Annotated in this window: 16 protein-coding genes and 2 pseudogenes; 7 read left to right on the top strand and 11 right to left on the bottom strand. The window is 67.8% G+C overall.

Annotated elements, in window-relative coordinates; genetic code table 11:
- Positions 1–6 precede the first annotated feature (6 nt).
- From H9L16_RS03620 to H9L16_RS03605, 4 genes and pseudogenes are all read right to left on the bottom strand, one after another.
- Complete coding sequence (locus H9L16_RS03620) at positions 7–351, bottom strand: hypothetical protein (RefSeq protein WP_187553227.1); 345 nt, start codon at positions 349–351, stop codon at positions 7–9.
- A gap of 72 nt (positions 352–423) precedes the next feature.
- On the bottom strand, positions 424–1,365 hold the full coding sequence (locus tag H9L16_RS03615; protein ID WP_187553226.1) for a DegV family protein: 942 nt from the start codon (positions 1,363–1,365) through the stop codon (positions 424–426).
- Between the two features lie 204 nt (positions 1,366–1,569).
- Positions 1,570–2,820: an amidohydrolase family protein gene (locus tag H9L16_RS03610; protein ID WP_229796530.1), complete on the bottom strand. Its 1,251-nt coding sequence runs from the start codon at positions 2,818–2,820 to the stop codon at positions 1,570–1,572.
- Between the two features lie 110 nt (positions 2,821–2,930).
- A pseudogene (locus H9L16_RS03605) lies at positions 2,931–4,226 on the bottom strand (amidohydrolase); the annotation flags it as partial.
- Between the two features lie 221 nt (positions 4,227–4,447).
- Here H9L16_RS03605 and H9L16_RS03600 point away from each other — a divergent pair.
- A complete protein-coding gene (locus H9L16_RS03600) occupies positions 4,448–5,224 on the top strand; it encodes an AMP nucleosidase (RefSeq protein WP_187553223.1) in 777 nt (258 codons plus the stop codon).
- Positions 5,225–5,271: 47 nt separating this feature from the next.
- Positions 5,272–5,763 carry a DUF924 family protein gene (locus tag H9L16_RS03595; RefSeq protein ID WP_187554027.1) on the top strand — a complete coding sequence of 164 codons (492 nt, stop codon included), beginning with the start codon at positions 5,272–5,274 and terminating at the stop codon, positions 5,761–5,763.
- Positions 5,764–5,796: 33 nt separating this feature from the next.
- Here H9L16_RS03595 and grxD read toward each other — a convergent pair whose 3' ends face one another.
- Genes grxD through H9L16_RS03580 form a run of 3 tightly spaced genes read right to left on the bottom strand, consistent with a single transcriptional unit; the run spans position 5,797 to position 8,633 of the window.
- Positions 5,797–6,720: a Grx4 family monothiol glutaredoxin gene (grxD, locus tag H9L16_RS03590; RefSeq protein ID WP_187553222.1), complete on the bottom strand. Its 924-nt coding sequence runs from the start codon at positions 6,718–6,720 to the stop codon at positions 5,797–5,799.
- Positions 6,721–6,750: 30 nt separating this feature from the next.
- A complete protein-coding gene (locus H9L16_RS03585; RefSeq protein ID WP_187553221.1) occupies positions 6,751–7,374 on the bottom strand; it encodes an SGNH/GDSL hydrolase family protein in 624 nt (207 codons plus the stop codon).
- Positions 7,371–8,633 carry a pyridoxal phosphate-dependent aminotransferase gene (locus H9L16_RS03580; protein WP_187553220.1) on the bottom strand — a complete coding sequence of 421 codons (1,263 nt, stop codon included), beginning with the start codon at positions 8,631–8,633 and terminating at the stop codon, positions 7,371–7,373. Before H9L16_RS03580 ends, H9L16_RS03585 begins: the two co-directional genes overlap by 4 nt.
- Positions 8,634–9,002: 369 nt before the next feature.
- On the opposite strand from H9L16_RS03580, the gene rsgA reads away from it, so the two are divergent.
- Positions 9,003–10,100 (top strand): ribosome small subunit-dependent GTPase A, encoded by a 1,098-nt coding sequence (gene rsgA, locus H9L16_RS03575; RefSeq protein ID WP_187553219.1) that lies wholly within the window; start codon positions 9,003–9,005, stop codon positions 10,098–10,100.
- Positions 10,090–11,367, top strand: a complete 1,278-nt coding sequence (locus H9L16_RS03570; protein WP_187553218.1) for a flavohemoglobin expression-modulating QEGLA motif protein — start codon at positions 10,090–10,092, stop codon at positions 11,365–11,367. Before rsgA ends, H9L16_RS03570 begins: the two co-directional genes overlap by 11 nt.
- Positions 11,368–11,400: 33 nt before the next feature.
- Here the strand turns inward: H9L16_RS03570 and H9L16_RS03565 are convergent, their stop codons facing one another.
- The 3 genes from H9L16_RS03565 to H9L16_RS03555 are packed head-to-tail and all read right to left on the bottom strand — an operon-like array spanning position 11,401 to position 15,170.
- Positions 11,401–12,720 carry a hypothetical protein gene (locus tag H9L16_RS03565; protein WP_187553217.1) on the bottom strand — a complete coding sequence of 440 codons (1,320 nt, stop codon included), beginning with the start codon at positions 12,718–12,720 and terminating at the stop codon, positions 11,401–11,403.
- Positions 12,720–13,952, bottom strand: a complete 1,233-nt coding sequence (locus H9L16_RS03560) for an FAD-dependent oxidoreductase (protein WP_187553216.1) — start codon at positions 13,950–13,952, stop codon at positions 12,720–12,722. Before H9L16_RS03560 ends, H9L16_RS03565 begins: the two co-directional genes overlap by 1 nt.
- 42 nt (positions 13,953–13,994) lie before the next feature.
- Entirely contained in the window at positions 13,995–15,170 is a 1,176-nt protein-coding gene (locus tag H9L16_RS03555) for a sodium/glutamate symporter (RefSeq protein WP_233449408.1), read from the bottom strand.
- 112 nt (positions 15,171–15,282) lie between these two features.
- Between H9L16_RS03555 and H9L16_RS03550 the strand changes: the two are divergent.
- Positions 15,283–15,929: pseudogene (locus H9L16_RS03550) on the top strand (response regulator).
- A gap of 9 nt (positions 15,930–15,938) precedes the next feature.
- On the opposite strand, the gene H9L16_RS03545 reads toward H9L16_RS03550, so the two are convergent.
- Positions 15,939–18,578: a PAS-domain containing protein gene (locus H9L16_RS03545; protein ID WP_187553215.1), complete on the bottom strand. Its 2,640-nt coding sequence runs from the start codon at positions 18,576–18,578 to the stop codon at positions 15,939–15,941.
- 132 nt (positions 18,579–18,710) lie between these two features.
- Between H9L16_RS03545 and H9L16_RS03540 the strand changes: the two genes are divergently transcribed.
- A complete protein-coding gene (locus tag H9L16_RS03540; RefSeq protein ID WP_187553214.1) occupies positions 18,711–20,069 on the top strand; it encodes a dicarboxylate/amino acid:cation symporter in 1,359 nt (452 codons plus the stop codon).
- Between the two features lie 39 nt (positions 20,070–20,108).
- A complete protein-coding gene (locus H9L16_RS03535) occupies positions 20,109–23,198 on the top strand; it encodes a TonB-dependent receptor domain-containing protein (RefSeq protein WP_187553213.1) in 3,090 nt (1,029 codons plus the stop codon).
- Positions 23,199–23,208 lie beyond the last annotated feature (10 nt).

Here is a 23,208-nt window from a genome sequence, read left to right as displayed (position 1 = left end):
CGATCGTCAGGCCGAGGTCACGTCGCGCAGCTGCCAGCCGTTGCCAGCCAGCAGGCCCAGCCGTTGCCGCAATACCGACGATGGCAGCGATGTGGTCACCACCAGGCCGATCTGCAGGTCTTCCTGCTTGCCGGCGACGGTCGCGCCGGCATCGGTCGCGCCGAGCGCTTCGTCCACGTCATCCGGATCGTCCTGCTTCGCGCGCCAGCGCTGGAACAGCGCATCGTCGCGCAACGCGTCCTGCAGTTCAGCCGCGAAGGCCTCGGCGCCCTGTGCGCGGAACGCGAGGTCGGGATCGTTGCCGCGCGCGCGCGCGGGATCCGGGAGGTTGATGTAATAGCGTGTGGGCATGTGCATTCCGGTGGAAGGGGAATGCACACAGCCTAGTGGTTCGCCGTTAGCGCGGTGTGGTCGCCGTGCGATTCACTCGAACTTGTGCGGCTCGCTGGCGAACCCGAGCACCATTGCGCCCTTGCCGACGTTGACCAGGCCAGACAGGCCCATGAAGGACTCGAACACCTCCACGTTGTGCTCGGCGCAGGTTTCACGCAGGCGTTCGTATCCGGGCAGCTTGCGCATCTCTTCCATCTCGCCGCCGTAGCTGAGGTTCATCGTCGGGGTCAGCAGGCCGGCGCGCACCCGCTTGCCGGCGAAGTCGAACATCTTCTCGACCGCCGCGTTGAAGCCCTTGACCTTGCCGACCGGGCTGGTCTCGCCGCGATGGCAGGTGAGGATCGGCTTGATGTCCAGGGCCGTTCCGAGTGCTGCACTCAGGAAGCTCACGCTCTTGTCGCCGCGTTTCTTGATCCGGTTGCGCAGGTAGTGCAGGTCGGGCGGCACCATGTAGCCGTGGGTGCTGTTCGCCAGGTTCTCCAGATGCGCGCGGATCTTCGGCGGCGTCTCCCCGGCGGCGCGCATCCGTGCCGCCTCGATCGCGAGCACGCCGACGCCGGCGAACACGTTCTGGCTGTCGATCACCCGCAGCGCGAACGGCGTGTTGTTGCCGGATGCCGCGCGCACCGGCTTGTAGTCGTTGAGGATGGTGTAGCTGGCCTGCTGCGCGTTGTCGAAAATCCCGCTGCGCGTCCGCGTGGTGCAGATGCAGAACACGTAGTCGTAGTCCAGCACCAGTTTGTTCAGGAACAGGTCGTGCACCTGCTGCACCGTGTAGGGCGTGGTTTCCGCGTTGTAGGCCTGGGCGGCGGTGTCGCCGGTGAGGAAATTGAGTGTTGCTTCCTCATTGCGCATGTCGGCCAGCACCGCATTGCCGATCTGCACGGTCACCGGGAGGATGGTGATGTCTTCCTGTTCGATGAAATCCGCCGGCACATCGCATGCCGAGTCCACCACGATGCCGATGCGCATTTGTCCTGCTCCCGTCCCCCGACTGTTGCACCGAACGTACCGCAACTGCGTGCCGGTTGCATCTGTACTTGGGTAGAAAGCATGTTGTCTTGCAGCATCGGGATGGCTGCGATTCAGTTGCGTGAGCGCGTTCGCGTCACGTTCGCTCGCGGCGGTCTTGCCCAGTCGCCGACATGCGTCGGCGACCGGGTGGCGCGCGATGCCTCAGCGTGCGTCGGCGGGATACGCGCGTGGCAGGCCCGTCTCCGGATGCAGGTAGCGGTCGCGCAGTTCGGTCTGGCGCGAGCGCATCGGGATGGCGCGGCCGTCCAGCCAGACGTGGCGGGCGATATTGGCCACATCCAGCGGATCGCCACTCCACAACACCAGGTCGGCGCGCTGGCCGACCGCGATGGTGTTGCCGACGTGGCCGCCGACGCCCAGCGCATTCGCCGGCACCGTGGTCAGGCCGGCCAGGCCCGCCTCCCACGGCAGGCCGTTGGCGACTGCGTTGCCGGCCAGCTGGCGGATCTTGCGCGCGTTGTGCGACGCATCGCCCGATTGATAGAAGCTGACTTTCACCCCCGCTGCATGCAGGCGCGACGCGTTCTCCAGAGTCGCGCCGAGTTCGTCGAAGTCCGCCGGCAGGTTGGCCAATGCATTCACGAACACCGGCACGTTGGCGGCGGCGATTTGCGGCGCGACCTTCCAGGCTTCCGCCGCGCCGACCAGTGCGATGCGCACGTTGCGCGCCTTCGCCCAGCGCAGCACGCGGACGATGTCGGACGCGCGCTGGATGCGCACCATCACCCGTCCGCCGCCGCCGACGTATTTCGCCAGCGTGGTGCGGCCGGCCGGGGTAAGCAGGGCGAATTGCGAATCGGCGGGGATGCGCCCACGCACTTCGTCGATCAGCTGGTCCAGCAACATCCACTGCGCCGCGCGCGAACTGCCGCTGAGGTTGGCGCCATCGCCGCCGAGGGTGACGAACAGCGCGCGCGGACCCACTGCATCGAGGCTACCGTCCAGGCGCACCGCGCCGCCCTGGCCACCGATCAGTGAACCACCCGGACGGCTGCCCGCGGACAGCAAGGTCCAGCCGATGCCTTCCACACGCGCCACCGGGACGAGGATCGAATCCGGGTTGTAGGCCAGGGTCACATCGAACTCGGGGCGCACCTGCATGTCGCTGGCGCCATTGCCCAGTGCGAGGGTGGCATCGACCGTGGACGATTCGCCGGAGACTTCCTCGACGCCGATGTCGGTGATGCCGCCGAACAGCGCCGGCGTCAGCGGCTGGCCCTGCGCATCGACCACATTGGCATTGCCCGCGGCCAGCCCGCTGCCGATCGCGGCGATGCGACCGTTGCGGACCAGCACGTCGCTCGCCTGCAGCGTGCCTTGCGCGGTGGCGGTATGCACGGTGGCATTGCGGATCAGCAGGTCCTGTGCAGAGGCGAGGCCGGTGAACAGCATGAGGAGTGCAGCCGTCGTCCCTGCGAAGGCAGGGACCCAGCGACTTTGCTTTTTCGCAAAAGACACTGGACTCCTGCCTTCGCAGGAGTGACGAGCAAGAACGAAGGCGCTCATCGCACACCCCCACGCATCACGTCCTGTCCGAGCAGGAAATCCGATGTCGGTTGCCGCGTGCGATCGCGGCGGTCGTACATCCGCGCGCCGTCCACGTACACCTGTTCGGCCTGCGCATAGCTGCTGAAGGGATTGCCGTTCCACAGCACCACGTCGGCCATCTTGCCGGCCTCCAGCGTGCCGGTCTGGTCGAGGATGCCCATCGCCTTGGCCGGGTTGCGGGTGATCCACTGGATCGCGTGCTCGGGGCTGATCGCGATGCCGACCCGGCCGGCATTCGCCATCACCTTCGCCGCTTCCTGGTTGAGCCGCTGGATGCCTTCCTCGGAATCCGAATGCACGATCGCGCAGCCGTCCTTCGCGCGGTCGACCAGCAGGATGTTTTCCTGGATGCCGTCGAAGCTTTCCATCTTGAAGCCCCACCAGTCGGCCCACAGCGCGCCGCAGACGCCCTCGGCGGCCAAGCGGTCGGCCAGTTTGTAGGCCTCCACGGCATGGTGGAACGCGGCGATCTTGAAGCCGAACTCCTTGGCCAGGTCGAGCATGATCGCCATCTCGTCCGCGCGGTAGCAGTGGATGTTGACGCGGATGTCGCCGTTGATCGCGCCGGCCAGCGTATCCAGCTTGAGGTCACGCTTACCCGCGCCGTCAGGCTTGCCGGCGGCGTCCCGGCGCTTCTTCATGTAGTCGGCGGCATCGGCGAACGCTGCCCGGTAACCGGCGATGTTGCCCATCCGCGTCGACGGGCCGCCCTTGCCGCCGTACACGCGCTTGGGGTTCTCGCCACAGGCCATCTTCAGGCCCCAGGGTGCACCCGGGAATTTCATGCCCTGGTAGGTCACCGAGGACACGTTCTTCACCGTGACTCCGCGCCCGCCGATCAGGTTGGCGCTGCCCGGCAGGATCTGCAGGCTGGTCACGCCGCCCGCGAGCGCGGTATGGAAGCCCGGGTCCTGGGGCCAGATCGAATGCTCCGCCCATACCTGCGCGGTAACCGGCGAGGTCGCTTCGTTGCCGTCGCTGTGCGCGCTCATGCCCGGGCTGGGATACACGCCCAGGTGCGAATGGATGTCGATGACGCCTGGCGTCACCCACTTGCCGGTAGCGTCCACGCGCACGGCGTCGGCCGGCGCCTCCACGTCGGTGCCGACGGCGACGATCCTGCCGTCGCGCATCAGCACGTCTGCATCGTCCAGTCGCGTGCCGGTTCCGGTGAGCACGGTGGCGTGCTGCAGCAGGACCGCCGGGCCCATCACCCGCTTGTAGGTGCCGGGGTAGGGATCGGCGGCGAAACCGAGATCAGGCTTGGCATCGCCATTCGGCTTCGAGACGGGCGTGCTGGCACAGCCGGCCAGCAACACCACGGCGAGCGCGGCGGTCGTCTTTTTCATCATGGGTCCCCGGCGCATGGTGCGCCATACCGAACCGTAACCCGGCCGGCGGCACCGCGCCACATGACCGAGGTCATGGTGACGTGGGAATATCCCCGGAATAACAACGAGAAGGAGCACGCATGAAGAGCAAGCAGGACATCGTCGACAACTGGCTGCCGCGCTACACGGGCGTCCCGCTGGACGGCTTCGGCGAGCACATCCTGCTGACCAATTTCGGGGGTTACCTCGGCCATTTCTCCGAGATGACCGGCGCGCCGGTGGTCGGCATGGACCGGCCGATGCCCAGCGCCACCGCGGATGGCATCACCATGATCAATTTCGGCATGGGCAGTCCGAATGCCGCCACGATGATGGACCTGCTGTCCGCGATCGAACCGAAGGCGGTGCTGTTCCTCGGCAAGTGCGGTGGCCTCAAGCGCAAGAACCAGCTCGGCGACCTGGTGCTGCCGATCGCGGCGATCCGCGGCGAGGGCACCAGCAACGACTACCTGCCGCCGCAGGTGCCTGCACTGCCGGCCTTCGCCCTGCAACGCGCGGTGTCGACGATGATCCGCGACATGGAACTGGACTACTGGACCGGCACTGTCTACACCACCAACCGCCGGGTCTGGGAACACGACGCCGAGTTCAAGGCAAAGTTGCGGGCGATGCGCTGCATGGCCATCGACATGGAGACCGCCACTGTCTTCGCCGCCGGCTTCGCGAACCGCATTCCCTGTGGCGCGCTGCTGCTGGTCAGCGACCAGCCGATGATCCCGGAAGGCGTCAAGACCGAAGCCAGCGACGCCAAGGTCTCCGCCGAATACGTGCAGAACCACATCAAGGTCGGCATCGAGGCGCTGCGCTTGATCCGCCGCCACGGCAAATCCGTGCGGCATTTGAGGTTCGACGAGTGAGCCGCGCCATCGCAACGGAACTGGTCGACTTCTGGCGCGATGCCGGGATGGCCAAGTGGTTCCGCGGCGGCGAGGCCTTCGACGCCGAGTGCCGCACCCGCTGGCTGGACGCGCACTTCGCCGCCGCCCGCCGCGAGTTCGACGACTGGATGGACGATGCCGACGCCGCGCTGGCGCTGGTCCTGCTGCTCGACCAGATTCCGCGCAACGTGTTCCGCAACAGCGGGCATGCCTTCGCCACCGATTCGCTGGCGTTGCATGTCGCCAGTCGTGCGATCGACGCGGGACACGACGCGAAGATCGACGCAGGCCTGCGTTTCTTTTTCTACATGCCGTTCGAGCATTCCGAAGCGATCGCCGACCAGGATCGCGCCGTTGAGCTATTCACCGCGCTCGGCAACACCGATCTGCTCGGCTACGCGAACGCGCACCGCGACGTGATCGTTCGTTTCGGGCGCTTCCCGCATCGCAATGCCGCGCTCGGTCGAACGAACACGCCAGAGGAGCAGGCGTGGCTGGAGGCGGGCGGCGGGTTCTGAGCCAGGGCGGACCGAGGCCCGCCCTCACCGGGATCAGTAGTGCGGAATTGCCGGATCCAGCTGCGCCCAGGCCTCGATGCCGCCGCTGACGTTGTGCACCTTGGTGAAGCCGAGCGCACGGAAGTGCTCAGCGGCTTGCCCACTGCGCCCGCCGTGGTGGCAGAGGAAGGCGAGTGGGGTGTCCTTCGGCCAGCCCTCGATCTCGTCCGGGCCGTCATCGAATGTCGCGTAGGGGAGAGTGATGGACGCCAGTGCGCGTTCTTCCGCGGGGCGCACGTCGACGATGGTCAGCGTGCCGGCCTGCGCCTGTTCGCCGGCCTGCGCGGGCGTGAGGTTGCGCACCTTCGGCGGCGCGTTGGGGTTGTCGATCACCAGGCCCTTGCCGCGTTCGTCGTCGGCCCAGTCGATGACCAGGCCGCGCGCGCGCTGCGCGCTGACCAGGTCGAACTGCGCACGGATGCCGGCGGATTCGCTGGCGATGGCGGCATCGTCGTGCGGCGCCAGTTGCAGGCGCGCGTTGAAGCCTTTGTCGATGTCGATCTGCAGCGCGTAACCGTCGCCGGCATCGTCGATCGCCTTGCGCAGCAGATCCGCGGCCGCGGGCGTGATGGTGATCGTCGGCGGCGTGCGATCCGGCGCAGGCACGCCGAGCGCGGCATGCAGTTCGCCGCTGCCGGCCATCTGCAGGATGATGTCGGAACCGCCGACCAGTTCGCCGCCGATGTACAGCTGCGGGATGGTGGGCCAGTCGCCGTAGGCCTTGATGCCTTCGCGGATCTCGGGGTCGGACAGCACGTCGATGTGCGCGTACTCGACCCCCGTCGCGTCCAGTGCACCTACGGCTTTGGACGAGAAGCCGCATTGCGGCGCGTTCGGATTGCCCTTCATGAACAACACGACTGAATTGGCGGCCAGCAGCGAATCGATGCGGGCGCGGACGGCGGGGTCGAGGGACATGGAGGTGTTCCGAATGCGGGAACCGGGATTTTACGCCCCATCTCCACCCAGCAGCCTGATCGCCATCGGCAACGCTGCATCCGCCCAACGCGCGTATTGCGCTGCCGATGGATGCAGGCCGTCATCGGCGAGCATCGCCACGGATCCGCCATCATCGCGACTGATCGTGGTGATATCGACGAAGGCCACGCCATGTGCATCGCAGGCTTCGCGGGCAGCGGCGTTGTAGGCATCCAGGTCATCGGCGACCGCCTGGGCATCGTGCCCGCCCGCAAACGCGAACGGGGTCACGCCCCAATCCGGGATCGACAGCACCAGCACGCGGCCGGCACGGTCGCCGGCCAGCGCGATCGCGCGTTGCAGCAGGCGGGTGAACTCGCCCAGGTAGTCGTCCACCGAGCGCCCGCGGTACTGGTTGTTGACGCCGATCAGCAGGGAGACGAACTCCCATTCGCCGAGCGGTTCTGCGGCATCCATCGCTGCCGAGAGTTCGTCGGTGGTCCAGCCGGTGGTGGCGATGATGCGTGGATCGTCGATGGCGATGCCGGATGCGCGCAACCCGGCAGCGAGTTGCACGGGCCAGCGGCCGGCATCATCGACGCCCTCGCCGATGGTGTAGCTGTCGCCGAGGGCGAGGTAGGTGAGCTGGGTCACGCCACCGCGCTGCGCTGCCCGGTCGCCGTCACCGCCCGCCGTTCCAGCACGCGGTCGATGCGCGAGAACACCTCGCGCAGCACCGAGGCTTCCGGCAGCAGGGTGACGCGGAAATGATTGCGGTAGGGGACGTTGAAGCTGGAGCCCGGCACCAGCAGCACGTCCTCGGTTTCCAGCATTTCCAGCGCGAACGCATGGTCGTCGAAGCCGCGGGCGGCATCACCCACCACCGCCGGGAAACCGTAGAGCGCGCCGGCCGGCGCGACCAGCGACAGATGCGGACTGGCAGCGCAACTTTCGATCAGCGCGCGGCGGGTTTCATACAGGCGTCCGCCGGGTTGGCACAGCGGAGTGATGGTGTCGGTGCCATGCAGGGCCTGCTCGATCGCGAACTGCCCCGGCACGTTGGCGCACAGGCGCAGCGCGCCGAGCAGGTCCATCGCGTGGTGGAAATCGCCGCAGGCCATCGGGTCCCCACTCAGCACCGCCCAGCCCACCCGCCAGCCGCAGGCGCGATGCACCTTGGACAGCCCGCTGAAGGTCATGCAGGGCAGGTCGCCGGCAAGTGGTGCGACCGGCTGGAACACGTGATCGTCGTAGAGGATGCCGTCGTAGATCTCGTCGACCAGCAGCAGCAGGCGATGCTTCTGGGCGATCGCGACGATCCGCTCCAGCAACGCGCGCGGATAGTTCGCACCGGTCGGGTTGTTCGGGTTGATCAGCACGATGGCGCGGGTCCGCGAGGACACCAGCGCTTCCATCTGCTCGGGATCGGGCAGGAACCCGTTGGCTTCATCGCAGCGGTAATAGACCGGGCGGCCATCGTTGAGGATGGTGGCCGCGCTCCACAGTGGGTAATCCGGCGACGGCAGCAGCACTTCTTCGCCAGGGTTGAGCAGGGCGCGCAGGGAGATGTCGATCAACTCGCTGACGCCGTTGCCCACGAACACGCGCTCCGGCGACGCATTCGGCGTGCCGCGGGCCTTGTGGAAGGCGGCGATGGCCTCGCGCGCCTCCGGCAGGCCCTGCTGGTGGGTGTAGGGATCGGTGTTGGCGATGTGGTCGGCGATCGCGCGCTGCAGGTGGTCCGGCGCACGGAACCCGAACGCACCGGGATTGCCGATGTTGAGCTTGATCAGGCTGCGGCCCTGGCCCTCCAGCTCGCGTGCGCGGCGAGCGAGCTCCCCACGGATCTCGTAGCGGACTTCGCTGAGGCGGGTGCGGGTGGCGATCTTGTGGCGGGGGTTGAACGACGACATCGCGGCTGAGGGCTGGAAAACAAGGCTGCAAGCCTAGCGGAAACAGGGGTTCCCCGCAGCGCCGGCACCTACCGCCGGGGGTTCGCTCGGCGGCTCGAATGCCGCTTCGCCCCGGCCCGTCGGCTTGCATGCCTACGTGCGTTCGCGGGCTCGCGGGCTGCGCCGCTCGAATTCCCCGCTTACCCCGACGGTCTCGCCGTTGCATGACAGTGGCGTTGGGCGGTGGGGCAGGGTTCGAGCGCGCCATGGATGGCGCGCGGCCGCGACTTCAGTCTTGGACGACTGGAAAGAGCGGCGAATCCTGCCCGCACCGCCCGACGCCACTAGCGACGATGGTTAGAATCCCGGCATGACCGCATCCCCAAGCGCATGAACCCCCTGCAGGCCATCGGCTGGCGCTGGACGCCGCCGACCCTCGATCCGGCCTGGGCCGCGTTGATGGCGGCCCATCCCGATGCGCGCCCCGCGCGGATCACCGAGCAGCATCGCAGCGGGTATGCGGTGTCCGAGGCGATCGATGTCGCGCATCGCGCGGAGTCGCTGCCGGAATGGCAACGCGCCGGCAGTTATCGCAAGGGCGAGATCAATCCCGAATCGCGGCCCGCGGTCGGCGACTGGGTGCTGGTCGAAGGCGAAGCACCGAACGCCTTGCGCATCGTCGCACTGCTGCCGCGGTTCTCCGCGATCAAGCGAGGCGCGGCCGGCGAGCACTACAAGCAGCAGGTCATTGCCGCCAACATCGATACCGTGTTCGTGGTCTGCGGGCTGGATGCGGATTTCAATCCGCGTCGGATCGAACGCTATCTGATGCTGGTGGGCGGCAGCGGCGTGCAACCGGTGATCGTGCTGACCAAGGCCGACAAGGACAGTGCCGATGTCGAGGCCGCGTTGCACGAACTGCGCGCTTTCGGCACGCCGGTGCTGGCGTTGAATGCCAAGGATCGCGACAGCGCGAGTGCACTTGCGCCCTGGCTGGGCGAAGGCCAGAGCATCGTGCTGGTGGGGAGTTCCGGCGCGGGCAAGTCGACGCTGACCAACACCTTGCTCGGCAGCGAACGGATGAAGACCGGTGCGGTGCGCGAAAGCGATGATCGTGGCCGCCATACCACCACCCATCGCGCGCTGATCGCGTTGCCGTCGGGCACCTGCATGATCGACACGCCGGGCATGCGCGAACTCAAGCCGACCGGCGAGGAAGTCGTCGCCGAAAGTTTCGCCGACATCGAAGCGCTGGCCGCGCAGTGCAAGTTCAACGACTGCAAGCATCTGAGAGAGCCCGGCTGCGCGGTGCGTGCGGCGATCGAGTCGGGCGAAGTGGATGCGCAGCGCGTCGCCAACTTCCTCAAGCTCAGCGGCGAAGTCGCCGGTGCCGCGAACACGTTGGCCGTGCGTCTGGCGCAGAAGTCCGGCCCGCGCCCGCAGGGCAAGCCGCAAAGCCGGCGAATCAACAACGAGCATGACGGCTGATTCCACCACTGGACCGCTGCGCCCGGACATCGCCCACCACGCGATGCTCGACGCGCGAATGGCGCGCGCGGCGCGTGCGATCCGCCTGCTCAGCCTGGTGAGCTGGCCGGCCAGCGAGCAGCAGACGTTTCTTGCCGCCGAGGCGCGCGGCACGGCGACATTGCCGGCATTCCAGTATCCGAAGCACGATTTCGGCGAGGCGCGCCGCGAGTTCGACGCGATCGCCGCTGCCGCAGATCCCGCGCATCCGCTGGGTATCTACCTGATCGAGTCCGCGCATAGCTGGGGGCTGGCCGCGGAACTGCTCGAGAATCTCGGCACCCCGCGCGTCACCGAATTGTCTGTGGCCTTGTTCGGCAAGCCGGAACACACCCTGCCGGGCGGCGCGACCACGCGCGAAGCGGCCAATCATTTCATCGCCATCGCCAACGAACTCGACCTGGAATTGCTGGCGCCATCGGAACAGGTGGCGATCTCGGCGACCTCGCTGGCGATGCAGTTGCAGGCGGCGCTGGACGACTACTTCGATGCGCGAGTGATCGTCGTCGAGCTCGATCCCGACCTCATCGCCAAGGCCGCGGCCGGCCCGAACCGGATCCGCCTGCGCGCCGGTGCGGCGTTCTCCGACTACGACCGCCACCAGTTGCTGCAGCACGAGGCCTTCGTGCATTCGCTGACCGCGTTGAATGGCCAGCAGCAGACCGTGCTGCCCAGCATGGCGCTGTCCTCGCCGCGCACCACCGCGACGCAGGAAGGACTGGCGGTGTTCGCCGAGCAGATCACCGGCAGCATCGACATCGAGCGGATGAAGCGGGTGAGCCTGCGCATCGAAGCGGTGGCGATGGCGCTGGAAGGTGCCGACTTCCTGCAGGTGTTCCGCTACTTCGAGGAGGCGGGGCAGGATCGGGTGGAGAGCTTTACCTCGGCGCAGCGGGTGTTCCGCGGCGTGCCGACCACCGGCGGCAGCGCGTTCACCAAGGACACGGTGTACCTGCGTGGTCTGATCGGCGTGCACACCTTCTTCCGCTGGGCGCTGAAGCACCGCAAGTTGCGCCTGTGCCGGATGCTGTTCGCCGGCAAGATGACCCTGGCCGACGTGCAGCGCTTCGAGCCCCTGTTCGACAGCGGCGACCTGCTGCCGCCGCGCTGGTTGCCGGAGTGGGTGGCGCGCGCGAACGGCCTGGCCGGGATGCTGGCGTTCTCGCTGTTCGCCAACCGCATCCGCCTGGAACAGATCATGGATTCGGAAACCGTCGTCGATATCTGAGCGCGCTCGCGGCAATCGGCGGAACGTGTCGCGCTAGCGCAGCGCCTGCAGGCGGCCATCGGGTTGCACGATGTAATCCGCGGCCTCGCCATCGCCAGCCAGACGCACGCGGTCGCCGATCACGATGCCGTCGTAGCGCGGGATGTCGTGGGTCAGGCGCTGCACGATCCACGGTTTGATGCCGGGGCCGATGCGCAGCACGACCGGCATCGCCCCGGACTGCGTGCGCACCGCTTCGGCAAGCGCCGGCGAGAACACCGACTGGATCCGGCCCACCTGGTGCATGCGCCACATCACCGCGCCGCCATGCAGCAACGTGAGCACGGCGAACATGCCGATGGCGATGCGCCCGTTGCGAGTAGCACGTGGCCATGCCGCGGCGACGGTCATCGCGGCGATCGCGGCGAAGCCACAGGCGTAATGATTCCACGCACTGGCCAGCGGCAACACCGGCAGCAGTGCGGCGATGCCGCCCAGCAAAAGCAACGCGGCGAAGCGACGGCCCGCCTGCCACAGCGCGGCGAACAGGCCCAGCCAGAATATGCCCGCCACCAGCGCGGGAAGCGGACGTTGCAGGGTAGTGATGGCTTCCTGCAACGGCACGATCGGCGCGAACAGCTGGTACTCCAGCCAGCGCAGCGGCACATGCGTCAACGACAGCGTGTACTGCGCACCTTCGCGCGGCGCATGCAGCAGCACGTCGATGCGCAGGCCGAGATACAGCGCGGCGACTGCGCCGGAAGCGAACATCGCGAACAGCCATTTCGGCTTGCGACCATCGAACCACCATGTCACAGCAAGCAACGGCGGCATCGCGAACGCGGCTTCCTTCGCAAGCAAGGCGGTCGCAGTGAACAGTGCACCGGCCAAAGCGGCAGGCAAGGCGCGCTGCATTCGTTGCACGCCCAACGCGAGCAGCAGTGCAGATCCGACCCACAACACATCCGCGATGCAACCCACCCAGCCGTGCGTGTACACCGCATACGGCGACAGCACGAAGGCCAGCGCGCCGACGGCGGCATGGCGCGGCTGCATGCCGAAGCCGCGACCCACCGCGAACAGCAGCGTCGCATTCAACGCGCCCGCGGCGACCAGTACCGCGTGGAACAGCATCGGCGTGTCGAACAGCGCGCGCGACAGCAGCATCCACAGGTTGAAGGTCAGCGGCCGATACTGGAATGCCGACGCATCCAGCCACGGCACCTGCACGCGATCTGCGGCGTACACCGCCCACTGCAATTCGTCGTGGCTGTAGTAGCCGGGATTCAACGCCAGCGGCAGTTGCAGCAGGCAGGCCAGCGCGAACACCGACAGTGCGAGCATGGAATTGCCGCGCGATGCAGTCTGCTGCATCAGCGTTCCACCACGATTTGCGCCGCGCGTTCGCCGCTGCCCATCGCCAGCGTCCAGCCGAGCATGCCGTGGCCGATGTTGAGCACGAGTCCTTCGGCGGCGCGACGAATGATCGGGCTGGAATACGGGGTCATCGGGCGCAGGCCGGCCCAGTCGCTTTCGATGCGGTCGTAGTCGGCGGCGTGTGGAAGGGACTCGCGCGCCAACGCCACGAGGTCGGCGACGCGTACGCGATCCGGCGCGGCATCCCACTGGTTGAGGTCGGCTAGGCCGGCCACGCGGATCCTGTCGCCGAGCCGGCAGAACACCAGCTTGCGCGCGGTGTCGGTGATGCTGGCCGACGGCGCGTTCGCACCGCAGGGCGCGGTGAACGAATGGCCCTTCACCGCCATCAGCGGCATGCGCAATCCGAGTGGCCGCAGCAGCGACTTGCTGGTGATGCCGGCACACACGACCACATGCGGCACGCGGATGTCGTCGCCGTTGCGTGCCTGCAATCGCCACATCGCGCCTTCGCGACGCAGGTGTTGCAGGTCGACGCCGAATCGCGCGTCGACATGGTGATGCGTGCGCAGCACGTCGAGCAGGCCGGTCGCGAAGCGCCACGGATCGCCGACTTCCTCTTCGGGCGAATGGACCACGCCGGCGATGCCGCGCGCGCCGGCCAGCGCGGGTTCGATGGCGATGGCCTCGTCGGCATCGACCAGTCGCTGCTGCACGCCGAATGGCCGCTTGCGTTCGATCATCGCGCGCGCTGCCGGCAACGAGGCCGGGTTGTAGTAGACGTGCAGCTTGCCGGCGACGCGATGGTCGAAGTCGATCGGGTGGCGCGCCAGCAACTCGCCCATCGCTGCGCGCGATTCCAGTGCCAGCGTCAGCGTCGCCAGCGTGTTCTCCTGCAGGCGCTGATGGGTCGCGTTGCGCAGGAAGGTCAGGCCCCAGCGCCAGAAGTCGGGGTCGGCGGAGACGCGGGTGCGGAAGGCGCGGTCGCGGCCGCAGAGCATGCCGGGCAGCTGCTGCCACAGTGCCGGACCGGCCATCGCATCGGTGTAGGCGTAACTCAGCTGCGCGCCATTGGCGAACGAGGTTTCCAGCGCCGGCCCGGGCGCGCGATCGAGCAGCAGCACGCGCCTGCCGCGGCGTGCGAGCGCGTATGCCGTGGACATGCCGACCACGCCGGCACCGATCACCGCGACATCGGCATCCGCCGTGGCTGATGAGGGAACGGACATGGGTGGATCAATACGGCCAGAAATTGAGGAAGCCGGCGATGATCAGCGCATTGTTGAAATCGATGAAGAACGCGCCCACCAGCGGCGCCACCAGGAAGGCGCGCGGTGCCGCCCGTAGCGCAGCGCCAGTGCGCGCATGACCGCCATCGCATTGGCGGTGGTGCCCAACATGAAGCCGATGAAGCCGCCGCCCATCACTGCGGCGTCGTAGTCGCGGCCCATCAGCTTGAAGACCGGGATGGTGAACAGCACCACCAGGCCCACCTGCAGGGCCAGGTTGACCAGCAACGGCAAGCCCATGCCGGCCAGCTCCCACAGCTTGAGGTTCATCAGCGCCATCGCCAGGAACAGGGCCAGGCAGATGTTGCCGATCAGGTCCAGCGTGTGCACGGGCAGGCGCAGCCAGTCGGTGGCGTCGTCGAGGTTGCGGATCAGCGCGCCGACCAGCATGCCGCCGATGGTCGCCGGCATGGTCAGGCCGATCGCGGCGAAGCCCTTCATCACCCAGCCGCCGGCCCAGACCACCAGCAACAGCACCACGATCGCCTTGAGTGCGTTGAACTCGCGGGCGGCGTCGGTTTCGGTGTGCGCCACGCGGCCTTCCACGTCATCGGCGACCGGCGTGGGCACGGGGTCTGCGGTGTGCGAACCGGTGATGCGGTAGCGACGCATCAGCACGGTGATCGCCGGGCCGCCGATCACGCCGCCGCAGACGATGCCGGCCATCGCCGCCATGACCGCGATCGCTTCCGCGCCGCGCAGGCCGGCGGCCTCGAAGTCCGGGGCGAAGGCCAGGCCGGTTGCCGGTCCGCCGGTCAGGGTGGCGGAGCCGGCGAGCACGCCGAACATCGGGTGCAGGTCGAACAGCCACGCCACCGTGATCCCCACCAGGTTCTGCACGACCGCAAAGAAGGTGGCCAGCAGCAGGAACATCACCACCGGTCCGCCACTGGCCTTGAGCAGGCGGAAGCTGGCATTGATGCCCACCGTGGCGAAGAACGCGATCATCAGCGGCGACTGCAGGGTGGTGTCGAACTCGAACAGCTGGGTCCCGCGCGCATGCGCCCACCACGCCAGCAGCGCCACCAGCAGGCCGCCGACCACGGGTTCCGGCAGGTTGTAGCGGCGCAGCACCGGGATCGCGCGGCACAGCGCGTAACCGGCGAACAGCGCCAGGCCGGCGAAGGCCACGGTCTGGACGACATCGAGTTTCAGCATGTTCGGGGTCCTGTGCCGGTGCGTCGGTGGCAAGCGGGTTGCGCGACAGCGTCGCATGCTCGCATGCATCATGCCGGTTGCCCGTGCCGATGGCCGTTTCCGGAATGCCGCAATGACGTCGATCGATGCGCCCGAGATTCTGGTCGCGGACGACCACCCCTGTTTCGCGCCGCCGTGGTGCACGCGCTGCGCGAGGCGATCCCGCTGGCGCGGGTGACCGAAGCCTCCAGCGCGACCACGCTGGGCGACATGCTGGACGCGCGCGCGGAAGTGGACCTGGTGCTGCTGGACCTGGCCATGCCGGGTGCGCGCGGCTTTTCCGCATTGCTGCACGTGCGTGGTGCACGCCCGGAAGTTCCGGTGGTGATCATTTCCTCGAACGACCATCCGCGGGTGATCCGCCGCGCGCAGCAGTTCGGTGCCTCCGGTTTCATCCCCAAGTCCTCGCCGGCGGAGACCATCGGCCAGGCAATCGCCGCGGTACTGGAGGGTGCGACCTGGTTCCCGGCCTTGACCGCGGAACGCTCGGAGGAAGATGCGCGCCTGGCCGCGCGCCTGGCGCAGCTCACCCCGCAGCAGTTCCGCGTGCTGCTGTGCCTGGCCGATGGCCTGCTCAACAAGCAGATCGCGCACGAACTGCAGTTGGCCGAAAACACGGTGAAAGTGCACGTCACCGCGATCCTGAAAAAACTGGAATGCCATAGCCGCACCCAGGCCGCGGTGCTGGTCAAGGCGCTGGAACCGGAAGTGGTGCTGTAGGCGCGACGCTCAGCGCGTGCGGCGCAACAGCAACTGGGTCATCAGCGCACGCAGCGCCGGTGGCCGCACCGGTTTGGTCAGGAAGCCCCAGCCTTTGTCCGATGCCAGTTCGCGCAGGGATTCGTCGCGCTCCGCGGTGACCAGGACCACCGGCGGCGTGGCGTGCCAGCGCTTGCACAGCTGCGGATACAGCGCAGGGCCGTCGGTGCCGTCCAGCAGCACGTCCAGCACCAGCAAGTCGGGTGCATCGCCGGATTGCGCGGCCGCCAGCGCGTCGCCGGCACCGGCCGCGAGCACCACCTCGCAGTCCCAGCGCTGCAACAACGCGCGGGTGGCCTCGCACACGCGCGGGTCATCGTCCACGCACCAAACCCGGCAGCCGCGCAGCGAGGAGTCTGCATTCGCATCCACCAATGCCATGGTGGTCGCCTCGACATGCGCCGCATCGCCACGCGGCACGGTCACCGAGAACATGCTGCCGCGTCCCAGTTGCGAGCGCAGGCCGATGCGATGTCCGAGCAGGCGGCCGATGCGTTCCACCGTGGCCAGGCCCAGGCCGGCACCGCGGTCGTGCGCCACGCCGTCGTCGAGCCGGCGGAACTCCTCGAAGATTTCGCCCTGCAGGCTGTCCGGGATGCCGGGTCCCTGATCGTGGACTTCGATGCGCAGCGCATCGCCATCGCGGCGGCAACCGAGCACGATGCGTCCGCTGCGGGTGTAGCGGATCGCGTTGGAGAGATAGTTCTGCAGGATCCGGCGCAGCAGCGCTTCGTCGCTGCGCACCACCGCGCGGATCGGAACCCGCCGCAGAACCAGCCCGCGGCTGGCGGCGAGGATGCCGAATTCGTGGCCCAGCGCATCCAGCAATGGCTCCAGGCGGAAATCGCGCACTCGCGTCTGCATGCTGCCGGCTTCCAGGCGGGCGATGTCCAGCAGGCTGTTGAGGATCGATTCCTGCGCGGCCAGCGCGTTCTCGGCATGCGCGGCGACTGCTTGCGCCTCGTCGCCCAGTCGCCCGCGCAGGGCCGACAGGAACATCCGCGCAGCGTTCAGCGGTTGCAGCAGGTCGTGCACGGCGGCGGCCACGAAGCGGGTCTTGTAGCGGTTGGCGTTCTCGGCGGCGGCGGTCGCCGCGGCAAGGTCGCGGGTGCGTTCGTCGACGCGGTGCTCCAGCGCATCCGCCAGCGAGCGCAGTTCGCGCGCGGCGTTCTTGTAGCTGGTGATGTCGGCGTAGCTGGTGACGAAGCCGCCCTCCGGCAGCGGATTGCCGCGGATCTCGAGCACGGTGCCGTCGTCCTTCTCGCTCTCGCGCAGGTGCGGCTTGCCACTGCGCAGGTGGTCCAGCCGCCGCTGGATCGCGTCTTCCACCGGGCCCGGTCCCAGCAGCCCGCGACGCGCGTTGTGGCGAAACAGGTCCTCGATGTGGCGGCCCACCTGCAGCAGGTCGGGCGGGAACCGGAACAGCTCGGCGTAGCGCGAATTCCATGCCATCAGGCGCAACTCGGCATCGATGATCACCACGCCTTGCGGCAGGTGCTCCAGGCTGCGGCTGAGCCCGCCGTCGGCATCGCGCGCGGCCTGCACGATGCCGTCCTGGGCGGTACGCAATTCCTGCGCATGCTGGCGCAGCACGGTTTCCAGTTCCTCGCGGCTGCGCTGGCGGTGCAAGGTCAGGCGCCGGCGTTGTTGCACGAACAGGCCCAGGAAGGCCAGCGCCAGCCAGGCACCACCCGCGGCCAGCGCAGCATTGCGACTGGCGCTGGCGACCGTGCCGGTGTCGTGCAGCAGGTGCAGTTGCCAGCCTTCCTGTTCGAGGTCGGCGGTCTGCCACAGCACCGGGCCTGGCGATGCGGGCGCCTGCAGGCGGACCAGCCGCGCGCCGTCCGCGAACTCGCGCAGCAGTTGCGCCTGCAAAGGCAGCAGCGGCTGCCCGGCGTACTGGCGGGAGGCGTCGAGTTCGCGTTTGTCGGCGGCGTCCAGCGGGCGCAGGCTGCGGTAGCGCCAGGCCTCGCGGCTGGCCAGGAACACCACGCCGTGGGCATCGCTGACCAGCACGATGTCGGGGGTGCGCAGCCATTCGCGTTCCGGCGCGGCCAGTTCGATCTTGATCACCACCACGCCGGCGGCGCGGCCGGCGTCGTCGCGGATCGCCTGCGAGAGGAAGTAACCGGGCTCGCCGGTGGTCACGCCGATCCCGTAGAAGCGGCCCTCGCCGCGCGCGATCGCCTGCCGAAAGTAAGGGCGGAAGGCGTAATCCTGGCCCACGTTGCTGGTCGGCAGTTGCCAGTTGCTGGCCGCCAGCGCCACGCCGTCGCCGCCGATCAGGGTCAGGGTGGACGAGCGGGTGACGCTGTTGGCCTGCTCCAGCTTGCGGTTGAGCGCATCGCGGCGGGCCGGGTCCAGCGGCGCGGATACCGCGGCGCGCAGTTCCGGATCCAGCGCCAGCACCTGCGGCAGCGTGCGGTAGCGGTCGATGCGTTGCTGCAGGGCCTGCACGTACAGGTCCGACTGGCGTTGCACCTGCGCCTGTTCGCTGCGCATCGCGTTGTCGCCGGCCAGCCGCCAGGCCATCCACATCGCCACCAGCATGCCGCCGACCACCAGCAGCAGGGCGGGCAGGGTGGTGCGGAGTTTGCCGGCGGCATGCATCGCGCCGAAGTCTAGAACGCCGGGCGTCGCCGCGGGACTAGTACCAATTCGCTATCGGTGCGGCGGCGGTCGCGGGGTTACAACAGCGTGCCACCGATGCCCGCTGGCACCGCCACGCGCAGGAACCGCCGCATGCAACCGATCGATGTCCCTCTCCCCGTGACCGGCGCGAAGCTGCCGTTCTATCGGCATCTTTACGTGCAGGTGCTGGCGGCGATCGTGCTGGGCGTGTTGCTGGGGCATTTCCAGCCGGCCATCGGCGAGGCGATGAAGCCGCTGGGCGACGGCTTCATCAAGCTGGTGAAGATGATCATCGCGCCGGTGATCTTCCTGACCATCGTCACCGGCATCGCCGGGATGTCGCACCTGGGCAGCGTGGGCCGGGTGTTCGTCAAGGCGATGACGTACTTCCTGTTCTTCTCCACCCTGGCGCTGGTGGTCGGCATGGTGGTGGCGCACGTGGTGCAGCCCGGCGCGGGCATGCACGTCAACGTCGCCGACCTGGACCAGTCGGCGGTCGACGACTACGTCAACAAGTCGCATGAATTGAGCCTGGTCGGCTTCGTCCTGGACATCATCCCGAAGACCCTGGTCAGCCCGCTGGTCGGCGACAACATCCTGCAGGTGCTGTTCGTCGCGGTGCTGTTCGGCATCGCGCTTGCGATGTCCGGCGAACGCGGACGGCCGGTGCTGTCGCTGCTGGAGGCGTTGACCGCGCCGGTGTTCCGGCTGGTCCACATCCTGATGCGCGCGGCCCCGATCGGCGCGTTCGGCGCGATCGCCTTCACCATCGGCAAGTACGGGCTGGAGGTGCTGGTCAACCTGGCCTGGCTGGTCGGCTCGTTCTACCTCACCGCGCTGCTGTTCGTGCTGGTGATCCTGGGCGCGGTGTGCCGGTTGTGCGGGTTCTCCGTGTTCAAGCTGATCCGCTACCTGAAGGCGGAGTTGCTGCTGGTGCTGGGCACGTCCTCGTCCGAATCCGCGCTGCCCTCGTTGATGGAAAAGATGCAGAAGGCCGGCTGCGAGAAATCCGTGGTCGGGCTGGTGGTGCCCACCGGGTACTCGTTCAACCTGGACGGCACCAACATCTACATGACCCTGGCCGCGCTGTTCATCGCACAGGCCACGGACACCGATCTGACCCTGGGTCAGCAAGTGATGTTGTTGCTGGTGGCGATGCTGAGCTCGAAGGGCGCGGCCGGCGTGACCGGTGCCGGCTTCATCACCCTGGCGGCGACGCTCGCGGTGGTGCCCGAAGTGCCAGTCGCGGGCATGGCGCTGATCCTGGGCGTGGATCGCTTCATGAGCGAATGCCGCTCGCTGACCAATTTCATCGGCAATGCGGTGGCGACCGTGGTGGTCGCGCGCTGGGAAGGCGCGCTGGACCGCGATGCGCTGGCCAACGCACTGGACGGCAAACCGATGCCCGTCGCCGCAGCGCCGGATCCGGCCGCAGGGCCGGGTGATCGACAAACACTGGCCGCCGACTGAGCGCGCCGGGCACACATGAACCAAGGGGAGGACCACACCATGCGCACCATCCATCGCCGCACGTTGCTGAGCAGCGCCGTCGCCTTCGCATTGCTGGCCACCGCGCTGCCGGGGCAGGCGCAGACAGCGCCCACCGCCACGCCGCAGACGGTACCGGCAGCGGCCGCGCAGTCCGAAGGCGATACCGTCACCCTCGACAAGGTGCAGGTGGTCGGCTCGCATATCGCCGGCGCGCCCACCACCGAGGCGCTGCCGGTGGTGGTGATCGACCGCGATGACATCGAGGCGTCCGGCGCGGTGTCCGGCGACGAATTGCTGCGCGACATCCCGCAGATGGGCGATGTGCTGTTCGACGCCTCCAACAATGCGCAGACCAGCAATGCCGCGCGCGGCGACGTCAATTCGGTCAACCTGCGCTCGCTGGGCGTGGGTAACACCCTGGTCTTGCTCAACGGGCGTCGGCTGGTGCAACACCCGACCAGCCAAGGCACGTCGGATACCGGCACGGTGCCGGTGCAGAGCTTCAATTCCAATTCGATCCCGGTGTCCGGACTGGAACGGGTCGAGGTGCTGCTGGACGGTGCCGCCGCGATCTACGGCGCGGATGCGGTGGCCGGTGTGATCAATACCGTGCTGCAGGAAGACTTCGACGGGCTCAAGGTCAGCGCCCGCTACGGCGCGGCCGAGGGCACGCGCATGCACGAGACGGAGTTCTCCGCGTTCGCCGGCCACGACTACGACCGCGGCAACGTGTCGGCGTTCCTGAGCTACACGGATCGATCCGCGCTGTGGGCCTCCGACCAGGAGTTCACCGAATCCGACGACCTGCGCCCGCTGTTCCAGGAGTACCCGGACTTCGCCGGACTGACCGTGCTGGATGGCCGTTCCTCGCACACGCCGTGGGCACGCCTGAGCGTGGGCTCGCGGCCGCGAATCCGTTCCAATGGCACCTTCGTCACCAGCAGTTCCGGGCAGTTCCACATCCAGCCGACCAGCTTCGATTGCACCAGCAGTTCGGTGGCTTACGGCGACGGCCTGTGCCTGGCCAGCGGCAACCACAACTTCAACACCGTGCATCGCGACATGCGCTACGACACCCGCCACGACACCACCGTGCGGCCGTCGGTCGAGCGCATCAACCTGTTCGTCAGCGGTCACCATGACCTGACCGACAGCGTCGAGTTCTTCGGCGAAGTCGGCTACTACCACGCCACCAGCGACGCGATGCAGCCGCCGGTGGTCAACCTCAACAGCCTGTGGATCCCGGCCAGCAACTACTGGAATCCGTTCGGCCCGCAGACCTTCGCCGATGGCAGCGTCAACCCCAATCGCCTGCCCGGCCTGACCAACGTGCCGGCCGAGGGATTGCCGGTGCAGATGAGCAACTACCGGTTCGTCGATACCGGCTTCCAGCGGGTCCGCGTGCGCAACGACCAGTCGCGCTTCCTCGCCGGCCTGCGCGGGGAGTGGGCCGGCTTCGACTGGGAGAGCGCGCTGGTCTATTCGGCGGCCAATGCCGAGGACCGTTCGCCCAACATCAACATGACCAAATTGCAGCAGTCGCTGGCCTTGTCCACATCGGATGCCTACAACCCGTTCAGCGGCGGCTGCGTGGACACGCCCACCTACGGCGACTGCACGCCGAGTTCGCAGGTGGCGATCGACGGCATCGTCTTCGAGCTGCTGCGCGAGTCGCGGACCACGCTGACGATGGCGGATTTCCGCATGAACCGCGGTGATCTGTTCCGTTTGCCCGGCGGCGACGTCGGCATCGCCTTCGGCGTGGAAGCGCGCCGCGAAACCCAGCGCGACGATCGCGATGCCAACCTGGACGGCACCTACACCTTCGTCGACCTGGTCACCGGCGCCACCAATCTCAGCAACGTCTCCGCGGTCAGCCCCAATCCGGACACCGAAGGCTCGCGCACGGTCGGTTCGGCCTACGTGGAGTTCGCGGTGCCATTGGTGTCTGCGTCGATGGATGTGCCGCTGGTGCATCGCCTGGACATGCAGTTGGCGGCGCGCTACGAGCACTACTCGGACTTCGGCTCGGTGGCCAAGCCCAAGATCGCGATCGCCTGGGACCTGATTCCCGGACTGCGCCTGCGCGGCTCCTATTCCGGTGGCTTCCGCGCGCCCAACCTGGAGCAGACCAACGCCACCCAGTACGCGCGCCTGGCCAGCGGCACCGACCACATCCGCTGCGAGGCCGACCTCCGCGCCGGTCGCATCGCCTCGATGCCCGAATGCGGCCAGAGCACGTCCGGCGCGTCCCTGCTGGTGGCCGGCAACCCGGCGCTGCAGCCGGAGGAAAGCACCAACCGTTCGTTCGGCCTGGTGCTGCAGCCGAACCTGCCCGAGCGCTTGGGCGACCTCAGCTTCACCGTGGATCGCTGGCAGATCGAACAGGAGGACATCGTCGGCCTGCTCGGTGCGCAGACCGCGCTGACCCTGGACTATCTGATGCGGGTGCAGGGCAGCAGCAACCCGCTGGTCGTGCGCGCGGATCCCACCGCCGACGACATCGCCGACTTCGAAGGCACCGGCCTGGCCCCGGTGGGCCAGGTGACCTCGATCAACGACAGCTTCATCAACCTGCAGCCGCAGAGCGTGGGCGGCGTGGATGTCAGCATCAACTGGCGGCTGCGGCGCACCCCGGTCGGCAGTTTCCGCATCCGCGTGGATGCCACCAAGCTGCTGGAATTCACCCGCGATCCCGGCGACATCGTCAACGCGCTGTACGCCGCGCGCGCGGCGGGCACCATCGATCCGCTCACCGCATTGCCGGATTCCAGCCAGCTGATCGGCCAGAACGGACGCCCGCAATGGCGTGCCGGCAGCTCGCTGACCTGGAACAAGGGCTCCTGGCGGGCCGGGCTGTCCGCGCAGTACATGAGCAGCTTCGAGCAACCCGACCTGGTCGGCCTGTCCGGTGATCCGTGGGTGGTGGACGGGCGCACCGTCTACAACGCCTACGGCCAGTACGATTTCTTCAGCGGCCTGCAGGTGCGGCTGGGCGTGCGCGACCTCACCGACGAAGGTCCGTCGCTGGCGGAGAACGGCTATCGCGGCTCGGTGCAGAATCCGTGGGGCCGCTATTTCTACCTCAACATCAGCAAGTCGTTCTGAGCAGGATGAG

Origin of the sequence: Thermomonas carbonis, assembly GCF_014396975.1 — a bacterium.
Classification (GTDB): Bacteria; Pseudomonadota; Gammaproteobacteria; order Xanthomonadales; family Xanthomonadaceae; genus Thermomonas; species Thermomonas carbonis.
This window is presented reverse-complemented; position numbering and strand designations above follow the sequence as displayed.